Origin of the sequence: Paracoccus aeridis (genome assembly GCF_004923205.2) — a bacterium.
Classification (GTDB): domain Bacteria; phylum Pseudomonadota; class Alphaproteobacteria; order Rhodobacterales; family Rhodobacteraceae; genus Paracoccus; species Paracoccus aeridis.
Window position 1 is genome coordinate 84,786 of record NZ_SELD02000015.1, and the last position, 23,249, is coordinate 108,034.

Sequence of the window (23,249 nt, forward strand, 5' to 3'; positions counted from 1 at the left end):
TCGGACGCGAAGCGACAAGGCGGCCCGATGGACCAGCAGACCGACCCCAAGCCCGATCCCTGGACCGCCGCCATGCGCCGCGGCGACCATCGCGCGGCGTGGGACATCATGGCGGCGGCGCATTCCGCCCGCGATCCCGCCACGCGCGACGACCCGAACCTGCCCTACCACCTGCGCTGGGTCTGGGACGGGCGGCCCTTCGACGGCCGGCGGGTGCTGGTCCGCTGCTATCACGGCCTTGGCGACACGGTGCAGTTCGCCCGCTTCCTGCCGCATTTGCGGGCGCGGGCGGCCGAGGTGACGGTCGAGATGCAGCCCCGGCTCCTGCCGCTGTTCGCCGGCCATCCCGGCATCGACCGGCTGGTTCCCTTCGACGTGGCCCGCCCGCTCAAGCCCCACGACTGCGACGTCGAGATCATGGAGCTGCCCTTCGCCTTGCGGCTGACGCCCGCCGCCGCGCCGCCGCTTCCGCTTGCGGTGCGGCCCGCGGACCTGCCGCCGGGCACGCTCGCGCTCTGCTGGCAGGGCGGCGACTGGGATCCCTCGCGGTCGATCCCCGAGGCGCTGATGGCGCCCGTCTGCCGCGCGCCCGCGATTTCTCTGGTGGCCGCCCCGACCGCGCTGCCGGTCCTCGATCCCGAAGGCTGCCCGATGGACATGGGGCGGACGGCCGCGCTGGTCGCGGGCGCATCGCGCGTCATCACGGTGGACACGCTGATCGCGCATCTCGCGGGGACGCTCGGGCGGCCAACATGGCTCTTGCTGAAGGACAGCGCCGACTGGCGCTGGCCTGGCGAGGGAGAGCGGACGCCGTGGTATCCCTCGGTCCGCATCTTCCGCCAGCACCGCGCGGGTGACTGGGCCGAGGTGATCGCGCGGGTGGCGGGCGCGCTTGACGGTGCCGCCGCGGGGGGCGACACATCCGCATGACCCGCGAAGACGCCCCCCCGATCCCGCCCGTCCCCATGGTCCCGGTGTCCTGGGGCGAGCTTCTGGACAAGATCACGATCCTCGATCTGAAGGCCCGGCTCATCCCCGACGCGGCCGCCCGCGCGAATGTCGGGCGCGAGCTTCAGGCGCTGCGGGACGTGGCGGCGCCGGTCATGCAGGTCGCCGGCCTCGCCCCGCTTCTGGACGGGCTTGCGCGCGTCAACGCGGCCTTGTGGCGGATCGAGGACGACATCCGCGTGAAGGAAGCGCAGGGCAGCTTCGACGACGCGTTCGTCGCGCTCGCGCGGTCGGTCTACCAGACCAACGACGAACGCGCCGCGCTGAAGCGCGCGATCAACGCGCTTCTGAAATCGGGCCTCGTCGAGGAAAAGCATCATCCCGCCTCCTGCGCCGAAGGCCAAGTTGACGCGCGGGGCCCGGCGTGATCCTTGGCGCCTGTCACGAGTAGATGGGAACAATCCGATGAAGATCGCCGTCGCCGGCCTGGGGTATGTGGGCACCGCAAACGTGGTCATGCTGGCCGGGCGCCACCAGGTCGCCGCCGTGGACCTGAACGCGGACCGCGTCGCCGCGATCGCCAACCGGCAAAGCCCGATCGAGGACCGGCTGGCCAGCGAATGGCTGGCCACCCGCGACCTGGACATCACCGCCACGACCGACGGCGCGTCGGCCTATGCCGGGGCCGAGCTGGTGCTGGTGGCGACGCCGACCGACTACGACCCGGTGACGAACCGCTTCGACACCTCCTCGGTCGAGGCGGTGATACGGCAGGTGCAGGCGGCGAATGCCGACGCGCTGATCCTGGTGCGGTCCACCATCCCGGTCGGGTTCGTCGAGCGGATGCAAGCCGAGACCGGATCGGACAGGATCATCTTCGCGCCCGAGTTCCTGCGCGAAGGCCAGGCGCTGGCCGACAGCATCGCCCCGTCCCGCATCGTCGTGGGCGACCGGGGCGACCAGGGCCGCCGCATCGCCGACCTGCTGCTGGAAGGAACCTCGTCCCACACGACTCCGGTGCTGCTGACCGGCCCGACCGAGGCCGAGGCGATCAAGCTGTTCGCCAACACCTTCCTCGCCATGCGCGTCGCGTTCTTCAACGAACTCGACAGCTACGCCGAGGCGCGGGGACTGGACACGCGCGAGATCATCGCGGGCGTTTCGGGCGATCCGCGCGTGGGCGACCACTACAACAACCCCAGCTTCGGCTATGGCGGCTACTGCCTGCCCAAGGACACCAAGCAGATGCTGGCGAACTACGACCGCGTGCCGCAGAACCTGATGGCCGCGATCGTGGAAAGCAACCGCACGCGCAAGGACTTCATCGCCGACCAGATCGTCGCGCGCAAACCCCGCGTCGTCGGCATCTACCGGCTGGTGATGAAGGCGGGGTCGGACAACTTCCGCCACAGCTCGATCCAGGGCGTGATGAAGCGGATCAAGGCCAAGGGGATCGAGTGCGTGGTTTACGAGCCCGCGCTGGACGCCGACGACTTCTACCGCTCGCGCGTGATCCGCGACCTCGACGAGTTCAAGGCGATGTCCGACGTGATCGTGTCGAACCGGCAAAGCGCGGACCTCGCCGACGTGGCGGACAAGGTCTACACGCGCGACCTGTCCGGGCGCGACGACTGAGACTGCCCGGCGCGCGATGGCGCTCGCCTCGCGGGCGATCCGTGCTAGCCTGCCGTCGGTGACGTGAGGGGCAGGGCATGGCGAACGTGATCCGCGACCAGCAGGGGGCGCAGCAGCGCGCGGACAACGACCTGGTGCTGTCGTTCCTGCGGGTGCGCCGGGCCATCGGGCTTCTGGGGTTCTTCCTGCCCGCGGCGCTGATCGTCTGGGGCATCGTGTTCGGCCACGGCATCCTGCCCAGCATCTCGGCATCGTATTACTCGCCGATGCGTGAGATCTTCGTGGGCACGCTGTGCGCCAACGCCGTCTTCCTGTGGAGCTACGAGGGTTATCGCCCCCGCACCGGCGAATGGATCAGCGACCTCGCCGCCGCCCGCACCGCGTCGCTGGGCGCGCTGACCATCGCACTGGTGCCGACGCTGCCGGGGACAGAGGTTCCCTGCACGCTCAGCCAGTGCGTCCTGGGCTTTCCGCTCGCAAGCACGGTCCACTGGCTCGGCGCCGCCGCCTTCTTCGGCGCGCTGGCGGTGTTCTGCCTGGTGCTGTTCGTCCGCGGCAGCGAAGGCTCGACGGAGAAGGCCGCGAGCAACCGGATCTATCGCGCCTGCGGCTGGACGATCGTGGGTTCGATGGCCGCGATCGGGCTTCTGATGGTCGCGCCGGACGCGGTGCAGGCGCGGCTGGTCCCGCTGCGCCCGGTGTTCTGGCTCGAGACGCTGGCGACCGTCGCCTTCGCGGTGTCGTGGCTGGTCAAGGGGGACGCGCTGCGCCCGGTGGTGCGGGCGATGGCGCCCCAATAGCGGCCTGGCCGTCAGTCGCGGCCCGGCGTGGGCTTCAACCCTGCCTCAGCCGCGTCCCTCGCTCAACTGCGGCCCTGACCGATGCCGGTCGCGGCCCCGCCCATCTCCTCCTCGAACCACGCATAGGTCGCGGCCAGCCCCTCGGACAGCGGCACCTGCGGCTTCCACCCCAGCAGCGTGCGGGCGCGGGTGATATCGGGGCGGCGGCGGCGGGGATCGTCCACGGGCAACGGGCGGTTCACCACCTGCCGCGGCTCGCCGGCCAGCGCGATGACATGGCCCAGAAGCTCGTTCACCGTCAGCTCGTCGGGATTGCCCAGGTTCACCGGCTCCATCCCGTCGAACCCGGCCTCCATCAGCGCCAGAAGCCCCGCGACGAGGTCCGAGACGTAGCAGAAGCTGCGGGTCTGGCTGCCGTCGCCGTAGATCGTCAGCTCGTCGCCGCGCAGCGCCTGGCAGATCAGGTTCGACACCACCCGCCCGTCGGCCGGGTCCATGTTCGGGCCGTAGGTGTTGAAGATCCGCGCGACCCGCACCTCGGCCCGGCCGGCGCGGCCGTAGTCGAAGGTCAGGCTTTCGGCGGCGCGCTTGCCTTCGTCGTAGCAGGCGCGGGGGCCGGTGCAGCTGACGTTGCCGCGGTAATCCTCGGCCTGCGGATGGATATCGGGGTCGCCGTAGACCTCGCTGGTCGAGGTCAGGAGGAACCGGGCGCGGGCGCTTTCCGCCAGCCGCAGCAGGTGGTTGGTGCCGACGACGTTGGTCAGCATCGTGTGTTCCGGGTCGCGCTGGTAAAGCGGCGGGGACGCCGCGCAGGCGAGGTTGTAGATCCGGTGGATGCGGGGCGCGAGGGCCAGCACCTCGGCCGGCAGCGGGTTCGCGATGTCGCAGCGGACGAAGGTGAAGTTCGGGTCCGCCTGCAGGCCCGGCAGGTTCGACGGGCGGGCGGTCTGGAGGTTGTCGAGGCACAGCACCGCCTCGCCCCGGTCCAGAAGCGCGCGGCAGAGATGCGAGCCGATGAAGCCCGCGCCCCCCGCGACCACGGTCAGCCTGCGGTCGCCGCTTCGGGCGGCTTCGCGCCGGTTGGGCAGCGCGGTGATGATGGTCGGTTTCGTCATGCCGGGATTCCTTCTGACGCGGCGGGGCGGGCCTGCGCGTGGCGGCGCGCCCCTGCGGCTTCGGCAAGATGCGCGTCCAGTTCGGCGGCGCGGTGGTCGGACGAATGCGCGGCCTCGATCCGCGCGCGCGCGGCGCGGCCCATCGCGGCGGCGTCGCGGTCGATAGCGGCGAGGACGTCGGCGGCGCTGTCGGCCAGCACGATCTCCGCCCCCGGCGCGAACAGGCTTCCGATCCCGTCCCAGCGGTCCGAGACGATGGGCGTGGCGCAGGCCCCGGCCTCGAACAGGCGGACCGACGGCGACCAGCCCGCGCGGATCATGTCGGCGCGGGTGACGTTCAGCGTGAAGCGGCTGGCCGAATAGAACGCGGCGTGGTCGGCGGGCGGGCAGTGCTCGATCCGCTCGACATTCGCGGGCCAGTCGATCGTCGCGGGATATTGCGGCCCGGCCACGACGAACTTCAGGTCGGGGCGCTGGCGGGCGGGTTCGAGCAGCAGCCGGTCCAGCGTCGGCTGGCGGTCGTCGCTGTAGGTGCCCAGGTAGGACAGGTCCCACCGCACCGGCACCTCGCGCGGGCCGTAGAGATCGAGATCGACGGAGCAGTACAGCGCCCGCGCCATCGGCGCGCCGTAGGCGGTTTCGATGTGGCGCAGCGTCGGGCCGCCGGTGAAGGACAGGTACAGGTCGAAGCCGGGGATGACCTCGGGCGAGAGATACTCGAAGTCGCCGCGTTCCAGCTTGGCGAGCGTCACCGGCGTGTCGATGTCGTAGAAGGCCGTGACGCCGCGCGCCCAGTCCTGCACGCGGCGGGCAACCTCGACCCCTTGGGGGACGTAGCTGCCCACGATCACGGCATCGGCGGCGGCGATCTCGTCCCGCCATGCGTCGAGTGCCGGCAGGTCGCCGTAGAACGCCAGCCGGCACCAGTCGGGGTCGGCCAGGTCGCGGTGGCCCGCGTACCACGGCACGTCGCGTTCGAGGAACAGGACCTCGTGCCCGCGCCGGGCGAAGGCCTTCAGAAGCGCACGGAAGGTGGTGGCGTGGCCGTTGCCCCACGCCGAGGACAGGGACAGTCCCAGGACGACCAGCTTCATGCGGCGACCCCCCTGGCCTGCGCGCGCAGGAGCGCGTCCACCTGCTCGCCCCGAAGGGCGTAGGTGTGTTCCGCCTTGACCCGCGCCAGCGCCGCGCGCCCGATCTCGGCCGCGCGTTCCGGCGTCAGCGCGGCAAGGTGGTCGGCCACGTCCTGCCCGTCGCGGGCGACCAGCACTTCGGTGTCCGGGGCCAGGAACTGCTCGATCCCCTCCCACGCGTCGGTGATCAGGCAGGCGCCCGCGCCCGCCGCCTCGAACACGCGCGTCGCGGGCGAGAAGCCCACGTTCGCCATGCTGTCGCGGGCGACGTTCAGGACCGCCAGCGGGGTGCAGTTGAAGGCGTTGTGTTCGTGCGTGTAGACATGGCCGAGATGCCGGACATTCGCGGGCATGTCCTTGCTTTCCCAGCCGTTCCCGCCGATCAGGAACTGCCGGTCGGGCAGGCCCGCGGCGGGGCGCAGGAAGAACTCCTCCACCCGCGCCTCGCGGTCGGGCAGGCGGTTGCCGAGGAAGGCGAGGTCCGAGGTGAACCTGGGATCGGACGGCGCCGGGTGGTGGGTCGAGGGGTCGAGCGCGTTGTAGACCGGCTCGCACAGCCGCGCGCCGAACCCGCGATAGGCGTTCACGACCGGCGGCCCGCCGCCATAGGTCAGCACCATGTCCAGATGCGGCAGCGCCTGCCGGACCGGATGGGCCTCGTCGCCGCGCATCTCGTCCAGCGTCGCCGCCGCATCCACGTCCCAGAAGATCTTCAGCGCGCCGGGACGGGCGCCCGCGACGACACCTTCCAGCAGTTCGCGGTCGAAGACGCCGACGCCGTTCGCCTTGACGACGATGTCGGCCGCCGCCGCCTCGGACAGGACGGTGCGCATCGCGTCCTCGGTCGCCGGGTAGACGACCGACCGGCACCAGTCCGGCGGGTCGATGTCGCGGTGCTTCTGGCGGTCGAAGGCGTCGGGTTCGTAGAAGGTGATCTCGTGCCCGCGCTTCGCGAGCTCGCCCAAGATGCCGCGGTAATAGGTCGCCGCGCCGTTCCAGTAGGACGACAACAGGCTGGATCCGTAGAACGCGATCTTCATGCCGCGGATGCTCCTTCGGTGAGGCCGAGCTTGGCGGCGATGGACATGAGTTCCCGTGCCCGGTGGGCGCAGCTGTGGCGGGCGCGGATGGTTTCCAGCCCGTGCGCGACGAGGCTTGCGCGCAGGTCCGGGTCGTTCGCGACGTCGCGCAGGCGCCGGGTCATCGCCGCGCCCGTATCCGCGAACAGGAAGTCGGTGCCGGGGCGGAACAGGTTTTCGCTGTCCGACCACGGCGCGGACAGAAGCGGGATTCCGCAGGCCAGCGCCTCGAACACGCGGATGGTGGGGATGCCGGGCAGGACGGTGGTGTAGAAGCGGCGCGGCACGTGGACGGTCGCCATGTGGCGCGCGAAGATGCCGGGCGCGGCGGCGTTCGGCGCCCAGCCGTGGTAGCGCACGCCATAGCGCGACAGCGTCGCCAGCGCCTCGGCCGGGTAGCGGACGCCGTAGATGTCAAGCGGCTGGCCCGCGTCGCGGGCGGGGCGGAAGAGGAAGCCTTCCAGCTCCTCGGTGCGCTCGCCGTCGCCCCAGTTGCCGATCCAGACGAGGCCGTCGCGGGGGCCTTCCTGCGCGGGCGGGTGGAACAGGCGGGTGTCGGCGGCCTCGTGCCAGGTCCAGACGCGGTCGCCCCAGCCCCAGCGGCGATAGACCTCCGCCAGCGTCTCGCCGAACGCGAGCACCCCGTCGAAGCCCGACAGGTCGAACGCGCGGATCGCTTCGGGGTCGCTGACGGCGCGGTGGTGGGTGTCGTGGAACAGCAGCCGGAAGCTGGCGCCCTGCGCGCGCGCCCGGCCGAGCGTGGCGGCAAGCGCCGGGTCGTTCCATTCGTGGACGATCACGAGGTCCGCCCCGTCCGCCAGCGCCACCGGGTCGGCGTCGGCGGGGTAGGTTTCCACGCGCAGGTCGGGGTAGCTGTCGCGGAACGGGGCAAGGCCCGTCTCGCCGTGGTCCCGCAGCAGGTTCTCCAGGCTCCACGCGCCCTGCGGCTCCACCGCGCGGACGTCGTGGCCCATCGCGGACAGTTCGCGCAAGACGCCGCGCAGGAAATGGGCGTTGCCGTGGTTCCAGCAGCTTTGCAGCGAATGGGTGAAGTAGACGATCTTCATGCGGCGTCCTCACGCGAGCCGAGCGCGTCGCGGTAGATGGCGGTCATCGCCGCGGCCGTGGCGGCGGGGGTGAAGCGGGCGGCGCGGGCCTGTGCGGCGGCACCCTGCGGGGCGTGGCGGGCGGGGTCCGCCAGCAGCGCGGCGATGGCGGCGGCGAAGCCGTCCGGGTCGCCGGCGGCCACGAAGACGGCGGCGCCGTCCCACAGTTCGCGGAATGTCGCGATGTCGGACAGGACCAGCGGGCAGCCCGCCTGCGCGGCCTCCAGCACGGCAAGGCCGAAGGGCTCGAACCGGGCGGCGCTGGCGAAGACGGGGCGGCGGGCGAGCAGGCCGGCCAGTTCCGCCTCGGGCAACGGCCCGGTGGCTTGCAGGTGGCGCGGGGCGGCGGTGGCGCCGTGCGGGGCGCGGGTCGCCCCGACGGCGACGAAGGGCGCGTCGAGCCGGGCGGCCGCGGCGTCGAGCGTGGCGGTGCCCTTCACCTCGTCCCACAGCCGTCCGACGGTCAGCGCACCGGGACAGGGCGCGGCGGCGGGCAGGGTGGCCGGCAGGGCGGCCGGCAGGGCGATCGGGGTGCGGCCGTTGTGAACGGCGGTCGGCACCACCCGCAGCGCGTAGCGGCGGGCGATGGCTTCCGCGTAGGCCCGGGTCGGCGCGACGGTCCGGTCCGCGACCCGCAGCCCACGGCCCACGAGGTCCGGCAGCCAGGCGAGCGTCGCATCCACCGCGCCCTTACCCGCCGCGTCCCACCACGTCCCCAGGCAACCGTGGTTCACCGCCACGACCGGCACCCCGAAATCGGCGACCGCCAGCGCGGGGGAGTTCAGGTGGACCACATCCGCCCCGACCTCTCGCGCGAGCCGGGCGATGGCCGCGCCCGCCGCCAGCACCGGCCCCGGCCCGTCGCTCAGCCAGTCGAGCGGCAGCCCCGTCTCGACCAGCCGCAGGCCCGGCACCGATGCCGCGGCCGCGCGCTGGTCCGCGTCGGGCGCGGGGCCCAGCACCGCCAGCACGACCTCGGCGTCCAGCGCGGCGCAAAGCTCCAGCGCGTAGCGCCAGACCCCGCCCACGGCGTCGGTCGTCATCAGGATGCGGTGTGCGCCCGCCACGCTCAGGCCGACTGCGCCAGCGCCGGGTTGCCGACCGGCAGGTTGATCCCGCCCTCGGCCGCGAGCCACTGCGCCAGCCGCGTCACGCCGTCGCGCCAGTCCACCTTGGGCGAAAGCCCCAGCGCGGCATCCACCGCGCGGGTGTCGGCCACGAAGTAGCGCTGGTCGCCCGCGCGCCAGTCGGAATAGGCCACGTCCACCGGCCGGTCGATGATCTGGCCCACGAAGTCCAGCAGCTGCCGCAGGCTGACGGCGTTGGCGGGCCCGCCGCCAAGGTTGAAGGCGCGGCCCGACACCGCGTCGATCCGCTTCCACGCGCCCAGATAGGCGTCGACCGCGTTCGACACGTCGAGGATGTCGCGGACCTGGCAGCCATCCCCGAACAGGGTGATCTGCTGGCCCTTCAGCGCACGGATCAGGAAGTGGGCGACCCAGCCCTGGTCCTCGGTCCCCATCTGGCGCTGGCCGTAGATGCAGGACATCCGCAGCACCGCCGTCGGCACGCCGTAGCTGCGCGCGTAGTCCAGCACGTACTGGTCCGCCGCGCCCTTGGAACAGCCGTAGGGGGTGTGGAAGTCGAGCGGCCGCGTCTCGGCGATGCCATGGCCGCGGACCCCGGCGTCGGTCGGCAGGTACGCTTCCTCCGCCAGCTGGAAGTCGAGATCGGCGAGATCGCCGTAGACCTTGTTGGTCGAGGCGAAGACCAGCGGCGTGCCGTCGCCCCTGGCCCGCAGCGCCTCGAGCAGGTTGACGGTGCCGATCAGGTTGACCTGCAGGTCCTCGACCGGCTCGACGAGGCTTGTCGTGACCGCGACCTGCGCCGCCATGTGGAACACGACCTTGGCGTCGCGGATGCAGGCGGCAAGGCGCGCGGCGTCGCGGATGTCGGCCTGCACGTGGTCGATCCGGTCCGGGTGGCGCGACTGCAGCCAGGCGAGGTTGCGTTCCACCCCCGGCCGCGTCATCGCGTCGTAGACGATGACCCGGTGCCCTTCGCCCGCCAGCCGGTCGGCGAGGTTCGAGCCGATGAACCCCGCGCCGCCCGTCACCAGCACCGGGCGCGGGTCGGCGGCGGGGTCGGTCCGGTTGCCGGACGGGATGTCGCGGGCGACGCTCACGCGACGAGGCCCCGCTTGTCGAGTTCCGCGCGCGCCTGTTCCACCCGGTCAACGGCGGTCTGGCTCGCCACCCACTCGGCAAGCTCGCCCAGGCCCTCCCGGAAGTCGGTCTGCGCGGTGAAGCCGAGCTTTTCCGCCGCAAGCGAGGTGTCGCAGAAGCAGTGGCGGATGTCGCCGATCCGGGCCTTGCCGACGATCTGCGGGTCGAGGTCGTTGCGGCCCATCGCCCGGCCCAGTTCCTGCGCGACCTCGGTCACGGAACGGTCATGCCCCGAGCCGATGTTGAACGTGCCCCCCGCCGCCTGCGGCAACGTCAGCGAATCCGCGAAGGCGCGGGCCACGTCCGAGACGTGGACGAAGTCGCGCCGCTGCTCGCCGTCCTCGAAGATCATCGGCGCCTGTCCGTTGAGATAGCGCGAGGCGAAGATCGCCAGCACCCCGGTATAGGGGTTCGACAGCGCCTGGCCCGGGCCGAACACGTTGAACAGCCGCAGGCACACCCCCTCGATCCCGTAGGGGGCGGCCATGATGTGGGTCGTGCGTTCCTGCACGAACTTGTTCAGCGCATAGATCGAGGCGAGGTTCGGGCGCTTCCATTCCGGCGTCGCCACCGGCGACAGCGGGCGGCCCTGCGCGTCCACCGGCTCCCAGTTCTTCAGCCCGTCGCGGATGCCGTGGCGTTCCGCGTCCTCGACCAGCGCGCCGTCGGCGTCGCGGTACAGCCCTTCGCCGTAGATCGACATGGACGAGGCGGTGACGACGCGGCGCACCGGGTTGTCGATCAGCTTCTCGAACAGGACGGCGGTGCCGACGTCGTTGGTCGAGGTGTAGCGCTCGACCTCGTACATGGACTGGCCGACCCCGACCTCGGCCGCGAGGTGGACGACGCTGTCCACGCCCTTCAGCGCACGGGCGACCGCGTCCTTGTCGCGGACGTCGCCGTGGATGAACTCCGCTTCCGCGTTCAGGGCGTCGGGGCGGGTCGCGGCGTCGCCGTGGACCTGCGGGATCAGCGCGTCCAGCACGCGCACCCTGTGCCCGCGCCGCAGCAGTTCGTCGGTCACGAAACGGCCGATGAAGCCTGCCCCGCCGGTGATCAGAACCTGTTCCAAACGTCCCCCTGAGTGCCTGTGTCCGGTTGTGTCGACCGACTTGGTATGGTTTTAACCTGTTCATGTTCAAGCGGTTCCGCCTTCAGCATCTTCTTCTTCAACAAAGATCAAACGGGCGCGGCGCCGGCCGCGTGCGGGCATGAGCCGCCTTGTCGGGCTGGTCCGGCACGGCTCGCACGACGAGCTTGGCCGGGTGCTGAGCGGGCGGACGAGCGACGTGGCGCTGAACGACGCGGGCCGGGACGAGGCGTGGGCGCTGGCCGGCGCGGTGGCTTCGGCCGGCATCGCCGGCGTCCTGTCCAGCCCCCGGCGCCGCACGGTCGAGACGGCGGCGATCCTCGGCAGCGGCCTGGGCCTGTCGCCGCAGATCGACCCCGCGCTGGACGAGATCGACTTCGGCGCCTGGTCGGGGCGCGACTTCGCGGATCTGTCCGGCGCCGAATGGGACCTGTGGAACACCGCGCGGGGCACCGCGCCCACCCCGGGGGGCGAGACGATGGCGCAGGCTGTCGCCCGCGCCGCCGCGCTGATCGACCGGCTCGGCGCGGAAGGCGGGGAACCGGTCCTGTGCGTCAGCCATTGCGACGTGATCCGGGGCGTGGTCTGCCGCTATCTCGGCTTGGCCCTGGACCACATTCTGCGCTTTTCCGTCGATCCCGGCCGCATCTGCTGGCTGAACGCCGATGGACAGGGCGGGGCGCAGCTTCTAAGCCTGAACGCCCGAAACTGAGGACGCTCGCGATGGACGACCCGACGCCACCGATGGACCGCATCCGCGATCGGATCGACCGGCTTGGCCCGTGGTTCCACAACCTCGACCTGCACGGCCATCCGACCGCGCCCGAACATTTCCTCGGCGATTATCCCGCCGACAAGTTCGCGCGCTTCGGCGATCTCGTGCCCGCCGACCTGACCGGCAGGTCCGTCCTCGACATCGGCTGCAACGCCGGCTTCTACAGCTTCGAGATGAAGCGGCGCGGCGCCGCCCGCGTCCTGGGCATCGACAGCGACGACCGCTACCTCGCGCAGGCGCGCTTTGCCGCCGAGACGCTGGGCGCCGACGGGGTCGAGTTCCGCAACCTGTCGATCTACGACGTGGGCGCGCTTGGCGAACGCTTCGACCTCGTGATCTTCATGGGCGTCCTCTATCACCTGCGCCACCCGCTGCTGGCGCTGGACCTGATCCGCGAGCATGTCGCGGGCGACATGATGCTGTTCCAGACGCTGACCCGCGGCCCCGACGAGGTGGCCAAGGTGGCCCCCGACTACGATTTCGCCGACGACGCGCATTTCCAGGACCCGGCGCATCCGCGCATGGCCTTCGTCGAAAGCGCGTGGGCCAACGACTGGACCAACTGGTGGGTCCCGAACCGCGCCGGGGTGGAAGCGATGCTGCGCGCGTCGGGCTTCCGCATCGAGGCGGGGCCGCTTGATGAAGTTTATCTGTGCCGCACCGCGCCCGTTCCGTATGGGAAATACGGCCCGCACGCGGTCTATCCCGCCCGTCCCGCCGGTTCCGCCCGGTCCGCGCGCCCCGAAGGAGAAGCCGCCCGATGATCGAAGCCGCGATGATCTGGAACGAGCCGAACAACAAGTCCCACTGGGACCCGGAACTCGACCCCGACTGGTCGCGCTTCGCCGACTGCGTGACCCGCGCCGGGCGCGCCATCAAGGCCGTGAACCCGGCCGTGACCCGCGTCCTCGGCGGCATGTCGCCGATCGACCCGCTGTGGGTGCAGCGTATGCAGGGGCATGGCGCGCTCGACCACGTGGACGTCGTGGCGGTGCATGGCTTCCCGCTCGACTGGAACCTGTGGCCGATCCACGACTGGCCGGCCAAGGTCGCCGAGATCGAGGCCGTGACCGACAAGCCCGTCTGGGTGACCGAGGTCGGCGTGGGGTCCTTCGGCGCCGAGGAGGTGCAGGTCTTCGGCGTCCAGAAGACGGCCGAGCTGCTCATCGGCCGGGTGCCGCGGATCTTCTGGTATTCGCTGTTCGACCTGCCGCAGGAATGGGGCGCGACGACGCGCCACCGCGAGGCGGAGGGGTCGTCCTACTATCGCCATTTCTACATGGGCCTGATCCGCGCCGACGGCACGCCCAAGCCGGGCCTCGAGGCTTACGCGCCGCACGCCGCCGACATGGGGCTGATGCAGTGGTTCCACTACCAGGACCCGCGGCTCGACGACGCGGTGGCCTGGATGAAGCGCCTGGGCGTGCGGCACCTGCGCACCGGCCTCAGCTGGGCCGACAGCTTCCGCCCCGACGCCATCGGCTGGTTCGACCGGCAGATGGAGGCGCTGGCCGATTTCGACACCACCGTGACGTTCTGCTTCACGCCCGAGCATCTCGGCCCCGGCGCGCACCATACGAGCCCGCCGCACGATCCCCAGCAGTTCGCCGATTTCTGCGCCGCGATGATCGAACGCTACGCGCCCGCAACCGCGACCACGCAGCCGCCCGCGTCGCAGCCCGCCCTGACCTGAAAGCAATCCGCATGACCGACGCCAGAAAGCCCATCAACATCGCCATCATCGGCGTCGGCAACTGCGCCAGCTCGCTCGTCCAGGGGCTCGCGCACTATGCCGGGCGCAACGACGCGTCGGGGCTGATGCACCACGACCTCGGCGGCTACAGCGCGGGCGACATCCGCGTGGTGGCCGCCTGGGACATCGACCGGCGCAAGGTCGGGCAGGACATCTCGCGGGCGATCTTCGCGCCCCCGAACTGCACCGCCGTGTTCGCGGCGGACGTGCCGGAAACCGGCGCCGTCGTGGCGATGGGCCGGCTGCTGGACGGCGTGGCCGAGCACATGGCCGACCACCCCGACGCGCGGACCTTCGTGCCCGCCGACCTGCCCGAACCCTCGCGCGAGGACGTGGTGCGCGCGCTCAGGGACTCCGGCACCGACGTCCTGCTGAACTACCTGCCCGTCGGCAGCCAGAAGGCGACCGAGTTCTACGCCGAATGCGCGCTGGAAGCCGGGGTCGCGTTCGTGAACAACATCCCCGTCTTCATCGCCTCGGACCCGGCCTGGGCCGAACGCTTCCGCGCCGCGGGCGTGCCGATCATCGGCGACGACATCAAGGCGCAGCTTGGCGCGACCATCGTCCACCGGGTGCTGACGGACCTCTTCGCCAAGCGCGGGGTCAAGCTGTGCCGGACCTACCAGCTGAACACCGGCGGCAACACCGATTTCCTGAACATGGCCAACCGCAAGCGGCTGGAAAGCAAGAAGATCTCCAAGACGGAAGCCGTGCAGGCCGTCGCGGCACAGCGGATGTCGGACGAGAACATCCACGTCGGCCCGTCCGACTACGTCGCCTGGCAGAACGACAACAAGGTCTGCTTCCTGCGGATGGAGGGCGAGCTGTTCGGCGGCGTCCCCATGAACCTGGAACTGCGGCTTTCGGTCGAGGACAGCCCGAACTCGGCCGGGGTCGCCATCGACATGATCCGCTGCGCCGCGATCGCGCGGGACCGGGGTCTTTCGGGGCCGGTCCTCGCGCCGGCCGCGTATTTCTGCAAGCACCCGCCCCGGCAGATGACCGACGACGAGGCCTACGAGGCGGTCGAGGGTTTCATCGCGGACTCGCCCGTGGCCGCATCCGCGTCGTGAGTGCGGGGATGGCCGGGGGCGCCGCCGTCCTCCCCCTCGATCTCGGCCAGCGCGTCAAGGACCTGTTCGGGATCGACGTTCTTCTCGATCTCCTCGGCCGCTTCGCGGTCAATCGGGACGTCCAGCTTCTCGGCCATGCGGTGGATGACCGTCGCCAGCTTGGTCAGCTCGTCCTCGGTCAGCAGGCTGACATGCAGGGTGAAGTCGGCGCGGGCATCGGCGCGCTGTTCTTCCTTCCGCTGGTTCATCAGCACGAACAGCGACAGGACGATCGCCTCGATCGAGGCGACCGAGCCGATCATGCCCAGCCCGTCGCCGAAGGGAGCGGGGATCGGGATCAGGTCCGTCAGCACCAGCAGCAGCCCGCCGTAGAAGGCGACGTGCAGCAGGATGAAGGTCATCGAGCCGGCGATGCGGGTGATCGCCTCGGCGATCCTGTCGCTCAGCGAGGCGCGGGCGTCTTCCTGCCGGCGCCGCTCGACCAGCCGCATGATGTTGCTGGTCAGCTGCTCCGTCATGTCCTCGCCCTTGGGAACGGGGTCTGTCTGATCCATGAGGGCCTCGCCAACTGTGCCTTCGATAAGGGGTCGGGCCGCGATCCGGTTCCAGCCCATGATCTTGTTACGGACGATAGCAGATGACACAGACGATGCGCGCAGCGGTGCTGAACGGCCCGCAGGATTTTTCCGTCGAACGGGTCGCGGTGCCCGTGCCGGGCGCAAGCGAGGTGCTGATCCGGGTCGAGGGCTGCGGCGTCTGCGCCTCGAACGTCGAGCCGTGGGAAGGGCAGCCGTGGTCCACCTGGCCGGGCGCGCCGGGGGGGATGGGCCACGAATGCTGGGGCACCATCGCCGCCGTGGGCGAGGGCGTCCGGGGGCTGGAGATCGGCCAGCGGGTCGCGGCGCTGTCGGAACGCGCCTACGCCGAATACGACGTCGCCGAGGCCGGGATGGTCGTGCCGCTGCCGCCGGAACTCGACGGCAAGCCGGTGCCGGGCGAGCCGGTGGCCTGCGCCATGAACATCTTCGCCCGCAGCGACATCCGCGCGGGCCAGGCTGTGGCGATCGTCGGCATCGGCTTCCTGGGCGCGATCCTGACGCGGCTCGCGACCGACGCGGGCGCGCGGGTGATCGCGGTGTCGCGGCGGGCGGAATCGCTCGATCTCGCGCGGTCGATGGGGGCGGCCGAGGCGGTCGTGATGGACGACCACTGGCGCATCATCGAGGACGTGAAGCGCCTGACCGGCGGCCGCATGGCCGAGCGGGTGATCGAATGCGTCGGCAAGCAGTGGCCGCTGGACCTTGCGGGCGAGCTGGTCGCCGAGGGCGGGCGGCTGGTCATCGCCGGCTACCATCAGGATGGGCCGCGGCAGGTCAACATGCAGATGTGGAACTGGAAGGGCATCGACATCGCCAGCGCCCACGAGCGCGATCCGGCCGTGCGCGTCGCGGGCCTGCGCGCGGCGGTCGATGCGGTGGCGTCGGGGCGGCTGGACCTGGCGCCGCTGCTGACCGGGGACTATCCGCTGGAAGACCTGGGCGCGGCGATGGCCGCCACCCGCGACAAGCCCGGCGGCTTCGTCAAGGCCTGGGTGCGGATGTGAGCGGGCCGATGGGTCCCGGCGGCGTCCCGAAGCCCCGGCTCGGCTTTCTCGGCACCGGCTGGATCGGGCGGCACCGGATGGCCGCGCTGGCGGCGACGGGCCTTGCCGACATCGTGGCCGTGGCCGAACCCGACAACGCGGGCGCGGCCGAGGCGCTGGCCCTCGCCCCCGGCGCGGTGCGGGTGGACGGGCTCGACGCGCTGCTCGACGCCGGCATCGACGCGGTGGTGATCGCCACGCCGAGTGCCGCCCATGCCGAACAGTCGATCGCCGCGCTCGAAGCGGGCAAGGCCGTGTTCTGCCAGAAGCCGCTGGGCCGCACGGCGGCGGAAGTCGCGGGGGTCGTCGCGGCCGCCGAACGCGCCGACCTGCTGCTGGGCGTGGACCTGTCCTATCGCCACACCGCCGCGATGCGGGCGATCCGCGACCTGCTGCAACAACGCGCGCTCGGCCACGTGTTCGGCGTGGACCTGCTGTTCCACAACGCCTGGGGGCCGGACAAGCCGTGGTTCTACGACCCCGCGCTGTCGGGCGGCGGCTGCGTCGTGGACCTGGGCGTGCACATGGTCGACCTTGCCCTGTGGGCGCTCGACTGGCCGCGGGTCGAGCGGGTCGAGAGCCGCCTTTACGCCAAGGGCGCGCCGCTGGCGGACCCGGCGCGGCAGGTCGAGGATTACGCCGTGGCCACCATCGACCTTGCCGGCGGAACCACGGTCCGGCTGGGCTGCTCATGGGGCCTGCAGGCGGGGCGCGAGGCGGTGATCGCGGCCGAGTTCTTCGGCACCGGGGGCGGGGCGAGCCTGCGCAACGTGGACGGTTCGTTCTACGATCTCGTCGGCGCGCGGCACCTGCACACGCGCGAGGAAAGCATCAGCGCGCTGCCCGACGACTGGGGCGGCCGCGCGGCGGTGGACTGGCTCGCGCGGCTTGCGGCCGGCGCGCGCTTCGATCCCGAGGCGCGCAACCTCGTCACCGTGTCCGAAGTGCTGGACCGCATCTACGGACGCTGAAACAGACCGGCAGGGCCGCCGAGGCGTCGGGGGAGGAACCCGCGCGGCGTGCCCTGCCGGGCGCCGTGCCCTTACTGGGCGGCGGCGTTCACGCGCGACTCGGCCAGCGCCGTCAGCGTCTTGTCGGTGGCGTATTCCTCGTCCAGGTTCTGCTGCAGCATCGGGACGACGTCGTTGCGGCCAAGCTCGCGCGCCCACGCGATCAGCGTGCCGTAGCGGGTGATCTCGTAATGCTCGACCGCCTGGGCCGATGCGGCCAGCGCCGCGTCCAGCACCGACTTGTCGGCGATGTCGCCGGCCGTTTCGTCCGCTTCCTTGATGATGCCGTCGATTGCCGGGCATTCCACGCCCTTGGGCGACAGGCCGAGCGTGCCGAACACCTGGTCGAGCCGCTGGATCTGGCCCTCGGTCTCGCGCAGGTGCTTCTCGAAGCCCTGCTGCAGCTGCGGGTCGGTCGCCTTCGAGATCATCTTCGGCAGCGCCTTCGTGATCTGCTGTTCGGCGTAGTAGATGTCCTGCAGCGTGTGGACGAACAGGTCCTGCAGGGTTTCGATGTTCTTGATGAGTGCCATGTCGCGTCCTTCCGGGCTGGCCTGCGTTACGCCGTGACAACCCTCCCCGCCGGTCGCCGGTTGCGCGGCTTGACATAGATTAGGGCAGGGGTGGGGGCGGGCGCGAACGTGGAACCGGCTGGACGATCCGGCCGCGTGCTGGTTCAAGCGTGGCATGACGCAAGACACGGGAAGTGACGCCGGATCGCGGCGGGATGGCGGAGCGGAGCGGACGGGCGCGCGGCGCGTGGGCGTCCTGACGTTCCATCGCTGCATCAACTACGGCAGCTACTGGCAGGCGCGCTGCCTGGTCGAGGGGATCGCCGCGCGCGGGCACGACGCGGTGCTGCTGGACCATGTCTCGCGGGACGTGACCTCGCAGGAATGGCGCTACGCGTTCCAGCCCCTGCTGCCAGACCGCAGCGGGCGCGCCGACATCCGCGCCTATGGCCGCAAGCTGCGGCGCTTCACAAAAGCCTTCGACGCGCTACCCCTGTCGGCGCCGTTCGACCTCGACGATCCCGCGGGGATCCCCCGCTTCGACGTGGTCGTGATCGGATCGGACGAGGTGCTGAACCTCAGCCACCCGTGGTATGGCGGCAAGCGGCTGTTCTGGGGCGAGGGGGTGGCGGCGTCGCGGGTCGTGACCTATGCCGCCAGCAGCGGCAACATGGATGCGGATGGCGGCCTCGCGCCCGACTGGCGCGCGCGGCTCGGCCGGCTGGACGCGATCTCGGTGCGGGACGAAAACACCCGCGCGGTGGTTCAGGCGGCGACCGGCCGCACGCCCGAGATGGTGCTGGACCCGGTGCTGCAGTTCCCGCCGGACGTCGCGCCGGCCAACGAGCCTGCGCCCTACCTGCTGGTCTATGGCCACCACATCCCGGACTGGTTCGCGGCCCGCGTCCGCGACGCCGCCCGCCGGCGCGGCTGGCGCACGATCAGCGTGGGCTACCGCAACGACTGGGCCGACGAGCAGCGGCTGGACGCGGGCCCGCACGACTTCGCGGCGCTGGTCGCGGGGGCGCAGGCGGTCGCCACCACCTATTTCCACGGCTGCGTGTTCTCGCTGGTGAACGGAAAGCCGTTCGTGGCCGCACCGTCCTTCTATCGCTGGAACAAGCTGCGCGACCTGATCGCGCTCCTGGACGCCCGGCGGCACCTCACGTTCGAGGACCGGCCCGCGTCCGAGACGGGCGCGGCGCTGGACAGCCCGCCGCAGGTGGGCGCCCGTCTGGCGGAACTCAGGGCGCAGTCCGACGCCTATCTCGGCCGGGTTTTGGCGTGACCGCGCCGCCGCTCGTCAGCCCGGGCGCGATCGTCCGGTCGGGCCTTTGCATCGGCTGCGGCGCCTGCGCGTCGGGGGAACCTCGCGCGCGGATGGAATGGGACCGCTTCGGCCAGCTGAACCCGACCGGCCCGGCAGAGTGGATGGAGACGCCGACCGAGGCGTTCTCGGCCACCTGCCCGTTCTCGCCCCGGGCCGAGAACGAGGACGCCATCGCCGCCCGCGCCTTTCCCGGCGCCCCCCTGCATGACGACCGGATCGGTCGCCACGTGTCCGCCCATGTCGGCGCCGCGGTCGAGGCGCCGTTCCGCGAAAAGGGCAGCTCCGGCGGGCTGGTGAGCTGGATCGCGGCCGAGCTGCTGCGGCGCGGCCATGTCGACGCGGTGCTCCATGTCCATCCGGGCGCCGGTGGCGCGCCGTTCTTCGGCTACCGCGTGGCGCGGTCGGTGGACGAACTGCTGGCGGGGGCGAAGTCGCGCTATCATCCCGTGCACCTCGCGGACGTGCTGGACGAGGTGCGGCGCGTGCCGGGGCGCTACGCGGTCGTGGGCATCCCCTGCTTCATCAAGGCGGTGCATCTGGCCGCCGCGCAAGACCCTCTGCTGGCGGAACGGATCACCCACAGGCTCGGCCTTTTCTGCGGGCACATGAAAAGCGCGCGGTTCGTCACCAGCTTCGCGTGGCAGCTTGGCGCGGACGCCGCGGCGGTGCGCGCCGTGGAATACCGCCGCAAGGACGAGGGCCGCCCCGCCAACTGGTACACCGCGCATCTCACGCTCGACGGCGGGGTAACGGCCCAGCAGGACTGGTGGCATCTCGCCGACGGGGACTGGGGCGCGGGCTATTTCATGAACAGCGCCTGCAACTGGTGCGACGACGTGGTGGCCGAGACCGCCGACATCAGCTTCGGCGATGCCTGGGTCGAGCCGTATTCGTCCGACGGGCGCGGCACCAACGTGATCGTGGTCCGCACGCCCCTGATGCAGAGGCTGGTGGACGAAGGCTCGGCGCAGGGGCGGCTGGACCTGAAGGCGGTGGATGCGGATTTCATCGCCGACACGCAGGCGGCGGGGTTCCGGCAGCGGCGCGAGGGGCTGGCCTATCGGCTGACGTGGAACAGGCGCGGGGTGCGGCCGGTTAAGCGGGTCGCGCCGGACGCCGCGGGGCTGACGGCCCGGCGCAAGGCAGTTTACCGCACCCGCGCGGCGATCAGCGCGGGGTCGCACCGGATGGCCGATCTTGCGGTGCGGACCGGGCGGCCGGGCATCTACCTGCGCTGGGCGTGGGCCGCCTATCGCGTGTACGAGGGGCTGGTCTATGCGCGCGGACGGCTCGGGCCGCTGTTCGACCGGCTCGAGCGCCTGTCGTCGTCGCGCGGTCGCCGGGGCTGACCCGTCAGCTGTGGCCCGGAAGCGGCAGCTCGGCGTGCTGGACCACGGTCCAGTCCTCGTGCTCGATCCGGCGGTAGACCGAGGTGCAGGCGGCGCGGAACGACTTGTCGCCCCTGGACGCCTCGACCTTGTAGCCGATCACGATCAGCCCTTCCTGCGGGCGCGAGACGTGCTGGTCCGAGAACGCGACGCTGTCCCATTTCGGCGTGTTGCTGACCGCGTTCACCGCGTCCTCGCCGGCGAAGACATGCGGGTCGGTCCCCAGCGCCATGACGCAATCCGCGTCCACGTTCTGGTGGTATTCCTCGTCCGAGGCGACCCAAAGGCTTTCCTCGAAACTCCAGATCCGGCTGTCGTCCATCAGCATTCCTCCTGCGTTCGCAATAGGACGCGAGAGCGGCGGGAAAGGTTGCCTGAATATTTGTCAGGCCGCCCCCCGGTTAGCGCGGGCGGGTCCAAAGCCCGGCGCGGGACAGGTCAGGGGGCGCGCCCCTGCTGCGGATCGCGTCGCCTTTCGCGGCGGCGATCATGGCGACCTTGGCAGCCTTCCCGGTGCCGATCCGATGGCGATAGGCGTCCGGGCCCCCGGCGCGGATGCGAAGCCCGATCGCGCGATAGATCCGGAGCGCCGCCGCGATCGACCACGCGGCGCGATAGGGCAGCGCGGACAGCCCGATCCGGGCGGACGCGTAGTAGGGTTCGGCCAGGTCCAGCAGCCGCAGCGTCGCGGCGTGGACGTGGGGCGACGGCGTCGCGGCCGCGGGGTCGGGCGCGTCGCCGCCCAGCCATGCGGCGGGCAGGTAGACCCGGCCCATCCGCGCGTCGTCCATCACGTCGCGGGCGATGTTGGTCAGTTGGAACGCCAGCCCCAGGTCGCAGGCCCGGTCCAGCACCGCGTCGTCGCGCACGCCCATGACCCGGGCCATCATCACGCCCACGACCCCCGCCACGTGATAGGCGTAGCGCAGCGTGTCCTCGGGCGTGTCGTAGCGCTGCCCGTCCACGTCCATCGCGAACCCCGCGATCAGGTCGAGCGGCCAGCGTTCCGGGAAATCATGCCGCCGCGCCACCGCCCGCAGCGCCTGGAACGGCGCGCTCACCGGCGCGTCGGTGCGCAGGGTGGCGAGCGTCTCGGCCTGCAGATGGGCGAGGCGCGCCGCCGCGTCCTCGGGCGGCAGGCTCGCGCCGCCAAGATCCTGCCCGTCGATCACGTCGTCGGCGTGGCGGCACCAGGCGTACAGCATCACGGTGTCGTCGCGCATCGCGCGCGGCATCAGCAGCGACGCGGCGGCGAAGCTCTTCGATCCCTTGCGGATCACCTCGCCGCTGTCGCGGGCGAGCGTCGGTGCGGCGGTGTCAGTCAAATCCGGTCCTGCGTCTCGGGGTTCCAGGCGTCGCGGTGGGCGGATGCGCGCTTCGCCAGCACCCCCGACCGCTTCAGGTCCGCCTTCAGCCCATCCACCGGCGGCGCGTAGAGGAACCCGAACGACACGCAATCGTCCCGCCCCTCGACCGCGTGGTGCAGCCGGTGCGCCTGGTAGAGCCGCCGCAGGTAGCCGCGCCGGGGCACATGCCGGAACGGCCAGCGCTGGTGCACCAGCCCGTCATGGACGATGAAATACAGGACGCCATAAACCGCCATTCCGACCGCGATCCACCACAAGGGCGGCCACCACGCCGACCCGATTGCGAACAGACCGATCGACAGGATGGTGAAGACGACGGCGTAGAGGTCGTTCTTCTCGAAGATGCCGTGGTCGTCGTCGTGCGCCTCGTGGTGGGATTCGTGCCAGCCCCAGCCCAGCGGACCGTGCATGATCCAGCGGTGGGTGGCGTAGGCCACGAACTCCATCGCGGCGACGGTGGCGATCACGATCAGGACGGGGCCGAGGATGGTCACGGCGCATCCTCGGCGCGCGCGCGCGTGGCGGGCAGGCGCCACCACGGGACACCCGGATACAGGTGGTGTTCGTGGTGGTAGCCGCCGAAATGATAGCAGGTCAGCAGCGACAGCGTGTCGGACATGGCCGGCGAGCGGGCGTTGTGGCGGTCCGCGAAGGGGGCGTCGTCGTCGGCCCGGTGCGGCAGCCAGGTGCCGAACACGAACAGCTGGACCGATGCGAGGATCGACGGGATCGACCAGTAGAGCACGTAGGCCCAGCGGTCGCCGAGGATCAGCGCATAGAGGATCGTCGCGCTGCCGAGGACAAGGACCTCACGCAGCCCGAAGTAATGAAGGACGAAGGACGCGTACCAGCGCACCGGGCCGCCGCGCGCGAAGTCGGGGTCGTCGTCCGTCCCCGGCGCGCGGTGGTGGCGCATGTGCTGGACGATCATGCGGCGGAAGGAAAACCCGGCATAGAGCGCGAGCGCCAGCGTGCCGATGGCGCGGTTCGCGCGGGGGTGGCCGGGGACCACCGCGCCGTGCATGGCGTCGTGGGCGATGATGAACAGGCCGACCGACAGCCACGTCAGCGCGACCAGGCAGAGCGCGGCGAGGAACGGGTGGGCAGGCGCGTCGAGGAAGCAGACCGCGAAGACGTGGAGCGACAGCCATGCGACGATGATCGCGGCGGCGATCGCCAGCGCCAGCACGGTCTGGCGACGGCGGGGCATGGCGCGCGCAAGGTCGATGCTGGTCATGGCGCGGTTCCACTTGGTCGGCAGGCCTCGA

At 71.3% G+C, this 23,249-nt stretch carries 25 protein-coding genes; 12 read left to right on the forward strand and 13 right to left on the reverse strand.

The window, feature by feature from the left end; translation table 11 throughout:
• The first annotated feature begins 27 nt into the window (after positions 1 to 27).
• From ELI80_RS06410 to ELI80_RS06425, 4 genes are all read left to right on the forward strand, one after another.
• Complete coding sequence (locus tag ELI80_RS06410) at positions 28 to 930, forward strand: glycosyltransferase family protein (RefSeq protein WP_201740566.1); 903 nt, start codon at positions 28 to 30, stop codon at positions 928 to 930.
• Positions 927 to 1,376, forward strand: coding sequence for a DUF6165 family protein (locus tag ELI80_RS06415; RefSeq protein WP_136650289.1), 450 nt, complete (start codon positions 927 to 929; stop codon positions 1,374 to 1,376). The genes ELI80_RS06410 and ELI80_RS06415 overlap by 4 nt, the downstream gene beginning before the upstream one ends.
• 37 nt (positions 1,377 to 1,413) lie before the next feature.
• On the forward strand, positions 1,414 to 2,583 hold the full coding sequence (locus ELI80_RS06420; RefSeq protein ID WP_136650290.1) for a nucleotide sugar dehydrogenase: 1,170 nt from the start codon (positions 1,414 to 1,416) through the stop codon (positions 2,581 to 2,583).
• Positions 2,584 to 2,660: 77 nt separating this feature from the next.
• Positions 2,661 to 3,383: a DUF998 domain-containing protein gene (locus tag ELI80_RS06425; protein WP_136650291.1), complete on the forward strand. Its 723-nt coding sequence runs from the start codon at positions 2,661 to 2,663 to the stop codon at positions 3,381 to 3,383.
• Between the two features lie 62 nt (positions 3,384 to 3,445).
• Here the strand turns inward: ELI80_RS06425 and ELI80_RS06430 are convergent, their stop codons facing one another.
• Genes ELI80_RS06430 through ELI80_RS06460 form a run of 7 tightly spaced genes read right to left on the reverse strand, consistent with a single transcriptional unit; the run spans position 3,446 to position 11,113 of the window.
• Positions 3,446 to 4,498 carry an NAD-dependent epimerase/dehydratase family protein gene (locus ELI80_RS06430; protein WP_136650292.1) on the reverse strand — a complete coding sequence of 351 codons (1,053 nt, stop codon included), beginning with the start codon at positions 4,496 to 4,498 and terminating at the stop codon, positions 3,446 to 3,448.
• On the reverse strand, positions 4,495 to 5,592 hold the full coding sequence (locus ELI80_RS06435) for a CgeB family protein (protein ID WP_136650293.1): 1,098 nt from the start codon (positions 5,590 to 5,592) through the stop codon (positions 4,495 to 4,497). Before ELI80_RS06435 ends, ELI80_RS06430 begins: the two co-directional genes overlap by 4 nt.
• A complete protein-coding gene (locus ELI80_RS06440; RefSeq protein WP_136650294.1) occupies positions 5,589 to 6,671 on the reverse strand; it encodes a CgeB family protein in 1,083 nt (360 codons plus the stop codon). The genes ELI80_RS06435 and ELI80_RS06440 overlap by 4 nt, the downstream gene beginning before the upstream one ends.
• Positions 6,668 to 7,777, reverse strand: a complete 1,110-nt coding sequence (locus ELI80_RS06445; RefSeq protein WP_136650295.1) for a CgeB family protein — start codon at positions 7,775 to 7,777, stop codon at positions 6,668 to 6,670. The genes ELI80_RS06440 and ELI80_RS06445 overlap by 4 nt, the downstream gene beginning before the upstream one ends.
• Complete coding sequence (locus ELI80_RS06450) at positions 7,774 to 8,859, reverse strand: glycosyltransferase (RefSeq protein ID WP_136650322.1); 1,086 nt, start codon at positions 8,857 to 8,859, stop codon at positions 7,774 to 7,776. Before ELI80_RS06450 ends, ELI80_RS06445 begins: the two co-directional genes overlap by 4 nt.
• 26 nt (positions 8,860 to 8,885) lie before the next feature.
• Entirely contained in the window at positions 8,886 to 10,001 is a 1,116-nt protein-coding gene (locus ELI80_RS06455) for an SDR family NAD(P)-dependent oxidoreductase (protein WP_201740567.1), read from the reverse strand.
• Positions 9,998 to 11,113: an NAD-dependent epimerase/dehydratase family protein gene (locus tag ELI80_RS06460; protein ID WP_136650296.1), complete on the reverse strand. Its 1,116-nt coding sequence runs from the start codon at positions 11,111 to 11,113 to the stop codon at positions 9,998 to 10,000. Before ELI80_RS06460 ends, ELI80_RS06455 begins: the two co-directional genes overlap by 4 nt.
• Positions 11,114 to 11,252: 139 nt before the next feature.
• Between ELI80_RS06460 and ELI80_RS06465 the strand changes: the two genes are divergently transcribed.
• From ELI80_RS06465 to ELI80_RS06480, 4 genes are read left to right on the forward strand one after another with little or no spacing between them, the layout of a single operon-like run.
• Positions 11,253 to 11,843: a histidine phosphatase family protein gene (locus tag ELI80_RS06465; RefSeq protein WP_136650297.1), complete on the forward strand. Its 591-nt coding sequence runs from the start codon at positions 11,253 to 11,255 to the stop codon at positions 11,841 to 11,843.
• A gap of 11 nt (positions 11,844 to 11,854) precedes the next feature.
• Positions 11,855 to 12,670, forward strand: a complete 816-nt coding sequence (locus ELI80_RS06470; protein WP_236641363.1) for a TIGR04290 family methyltransferase — start codon at positions 11,855 to 11,857, stop codon at positions 12,668 to 12,670.
• Positions 12,667 to 13,599 carry a glycosyl hydrolase gene (locus ELI80_RS06475; protein ID WP_136650298.1) on the forward strand — a complete coding sequence of 311 codons (933 nt, stop codon included), beginning with the start codon at positions 12,667 to 12,669 and terminating at the stop codon, positions 13,597 to 13,599. Before ELI80_RS06470 ends, ELI80_RS06475 begins: the two co-directional genes overlap by 4 nt.
• An 11-nt stretch (positions 13,600 to 13,610) precedes the next feature.
• Positions 13,611 to 14,732: an inositol-3-phosphate synthase gene (locus ELI80_RS06480; RefSeq protein ID WP_136650299.1), complete on the forward strand. Its 1,122-nt coding sequence runs from the start codon at positions 13,611 to 13,613 to the stop codon at positions 14,730 to 14,732.
• Here the strand turns inward: ELI80_RS06480 and ELI80_RS06485 are convergent.
• Positions 14,675 to 15,286, reverse strand: a complete 612-nt coding sequence (locus tag ELI80_RS06485; protein WP_161596433.1) for a DUF1003 domain-containing protein — start codon at positions 15,284 to 15,286, stop codon at positions 14,675 to 14,677. The two genes, ELI80_RS06480 and ELI80_RS06485, sit on opposite strands and share 58 nt — an antisense overlap.
• Before the next feature lie 83 nt (positions 15,287 to 15,369).
• Between ELI80_RS06485 and ELI80_RS06490 the strand changes: the two genes are divergently transcribed.
• Both ELI80_RS06490 and ELI80_RS06495 read left to right on the forward strand, forming a co-directional pair.
• Positions 15,370 to 16,335 carry an MDR/zinc-dependent alcohol dehydrogenase-like family protein gene (locus tag ELI80_RS06490; protein ID WP_236641364.1) on the forward strand — a complete coding sequence of 322 codons (966 nt, stop codon included), beginning with the start codon at positions 15,370 to 15,372 and terminating at the stop codon, positions 16,333 to 16,335.
• Between the two features lie 8 nt (positions 16,336 to 16,343).
• Positions 16,344 to 17,345 (forward strand): Gfo/Idh/MocA family protein, encoded by a 1,002-nt coding sequence (locus ELI80_RS06495; protein WP_136650326.1) that lies wholly within the window; start codon positions 16,344 to 16,346, stop codon positions 17,343 to 17,345.
• A 71-nt stretch (positions 17,346 to 17,416) separates the two neighbouring features.
• On the opposite strand, the gene ELI80_RS06500 is transcribed toward ELI80_RS06495, so the two are convergent.
• Positions 17,417 to 17,917 (reverse strand): YciE/YciF ferroxidase family protein, encoded by a 501-nt coding sequence (locus ELI80_RS06500; RefSeq protein WP_136650301.1) that lies wholly within the window; start codon positions 17,915 to 17,917, stop codon positions 17,417 to 17,419.
• Positions 17,918 to 18,143: 226 nt separating this feature from the next.
• Here ELI80_RS06500 and ELI80_RS06505 point away from each other — a divergent pair, with 226 nt between their 5' ends.
• Both ELI80_RS06505 and ELI80_RS06510 read left to right on the forward strand, forming a co-directional pair.
• On the forward strand, positions 18,144 to 19,184 hold the full coding sequence (locus ELI80_RS06505) for a polysaccharide pyruvyl transferase family protein (RefSeq protein WP_201740568.1): 1,041 nt from the start codon (positions 18,144 to 18,146) through the stop codon (positions 19,182 to 19,184).
• The gene (locus ELI80_RS06510) at positions 19,181 to 20,575 is read left to right on the forward strand and encodes a Coenzyme F420 hydrogenase/dehydrogenase, beta subunit C-terminal domain (RefSeq protein ID WP_201740569.1); all 1,395 of its coding nucleotides are present in this window, start codon (positions 19,181 to 19,183) and stop codon (positions 20,573 to 20,575) included. The genes ELI80_RS06505 and ELI80_RS06510 overlap by 4 nt, the downstream gene beginning before the upstream one ends.
• A 4-nt stretch (positions 20,576 to 20,579) precedes the next feature.
• On the opposite strand, the gene ELI80_RS06515 is transcribed toward ELI80_RS06510, so the two are convergent.
• The 4 genes from ELI80_RS06515 to ELI80_RS06530 form a co-directional block, all read right to left on the reverse strand.
• Positions 20,580 to 20,936 carry a DUF4440 domain-containing protein gene (locus ELI80_RS06515; RefSeq protein WP_136650303.1) on the reverse strand — a complete coding sequence of 119 codons (357 nt, stop codon included), beginning with the start codon at positions 20,934 to 20,936 and terminating at the stop codon, positions 20,580 to 20,582.
• 79 nt (positions 20,937 to 21,015) lie between these two features.
• A complete protein-coding gene (locus ELI80_RS06520; protein ID WP_136650304.1) occupies positions 21,016 to 21,939 on the reverse strand; it encodes a phytoene/squalene synthase family protein in 924 nt (307 codons plus the stop codon).
• Positions 21,936 to 22,475, reverse strand: coding sequence for a sterol desaturase family protein (locus tag ELI80_RS06525; RefSeq protein ID WP_136650305.1), 540 nt, complete (start codon positions 22,473 to 22,475; stop codon positions 21,936 to 21,938). Before ELI80_RS06525 ends, ELI80_RS06520 begins: the two co-directional genes overlap by 4 nt.
• Positions 22,472 to 23,218 carry a fatty acid desaturase gene (locus ELI80_RS06530; protein ID WP_136650306.1) on the reverse strand — a complete coding sequence of 249 codons (747 nt, stop codon included), beginning with the start codon at positions 23,216 to 23,218 and terminating at the stop codon, positions 22,472 to 22,474. Before ELI80_RS06530 ends, ELI80_RS06525 begins: the two co-directional genes overlap by 4 nt.
• Between the last annotated feature and the right edge of the window lie 31 nt (positions 23,219 to 23,249).

Excerpts from the sequence above, each read along its gene's own strand:
- ELI80_RS06410 (WP_201740566.1), top strand. The coding sequence starts at position 28 with ATGGACCAGCAGACCGACCCCAAGCCCGATCCCTGGACCGCCGCCATG.
- ELI80_RS06415 (WP_136650289.1), top strand. The coding sequence starts at position 927 with ATGACCCGCGAAGACGCCCCCCCGATCCCGCCCGTCCCCATGGTCCCG.
- ELI80_RS06420 (WP_136650290.1), top strand. The coding sequence starts at position 1,414 with ATGAAGATCGCCGTCGCCGGCCTGGGGTATGTGGGCACCGCAAACGTG.
- ELI80_RS06425 (WP_136650291.1), top strand. The coding sequence starts at position 2,661 with ATGGCGAACGTGATCCGCGACCAGCAGGGGGCGCAGCAGCGCGCGGAC.
- ELI80_RS06430 (WP_136650292.1), bottom strand. The coding sequence starts at position 4,498 with ATGACGAAACCGACCATCATCACCGCGCTGCCCAACCGGCGCGAAGCC.
- ELI80_RS06435 (WP_136650293.1), bottom strand. The coding sequence starts at position 5,592 with ATGAAGCTGGTCGTCCTGGGACTGTCCCTGTCCTCGGCGTGGGGCAAC.
- ELI80_RS06440 (WP_136650294.1), bottom strand. The coding sequence starts at position 6,671 with ATGAAGATCGCGTTCTACGGATCCAGCCTGTTGTCGTCCTACTGGAAC.
- ELI80_RS06445 (WP_136650295.1), bottom strand. The coding sequence starts at position 7,777 with ATGAAGATCGTCTACTTCACCCATTCGCTGCAAAGCTGCTGGAACCAC.
- ELI80_RS06450 (WP_136650322.1), bottom strand. The coding sequence starts at position 8,859 with ATGACGACCGACGCCGTGGGCGGGGTCTGGCGCTACGCGCTGGAGCTT.
- ELI80_RS06465 (WP_136650297.1), top strand. The coding sequence starts at position 11,253 with ATGAGCCGCCTTGTCGGGCTGGTCCGGCACGGCTCGCACGACGAGCTT.
- ELI80_RS06470 (WP_236641363.1), top strand. The coding sequence starts at position 11,855 with ATGGACGACCCGACGCCACCGATGGACCGCATCCGCGATCGGATCGAC.
- ELI80_RS06475 (WP_136650298.1), top strand. The coding sequence starts at position 12,667 with ATGATCGAAGCCGCGATGATCTGGAACGAGCCGAACAACAAGTCCCAC.
- ELI80_RS06480 (WP_136650299.1), top strand. The coding sequence starts at position 13,611 with ATGACCGACGCCAGAAAGCCCATCAACATCGCCATCATCGGCGTCGGC.
- ELI80_RS06485 (WP_161596433.1), bottom strand. The coding sequence starts at position 15,286 with ATGGATCAGACAGACCCCGTTCCCAAGGGCGAGGACATGACGGAGCAG.
- ELI80_RS06490 (WP_236641364.1), top strand. The coding sequence starts at position 15,370 with ATGACACAGACGATGCGCGCAGCGGTGCTGAACGGCCCGCAGGATTTT.
- ELI80_RS06495 (WP_136650326.1), top strand. The coding sequence starts at position 16,344 with ATGGGTCCCGGCGGCGTCCCGAAGCCCCGGCTCGGCTTTCTCGGCACC.
- ELI80_RS06500 (WP_136650301.1), bottom strand. The coding sequence starts at position 17,917 with ATGGCACTCATCAAGAACATCGAAACCCTGCAGGACCTGTTCGTCCAC.
- ELI80_RS06515 (WP_136650303.1), bottom strand. The coding sequence starts at position 20,936 with ATGGACGACAGCCGGATCTGGAGTTTCGAGGAAAGCCTTTGGGTCGCC.
- ELI80_RS06530 (WP_136650306.1), bottom strand. The coding sequence starts at position 23,218 with ATGACCAGCATCGACCTTGCGCGCGCCATGCCCCGCCGTCGCCAGACC.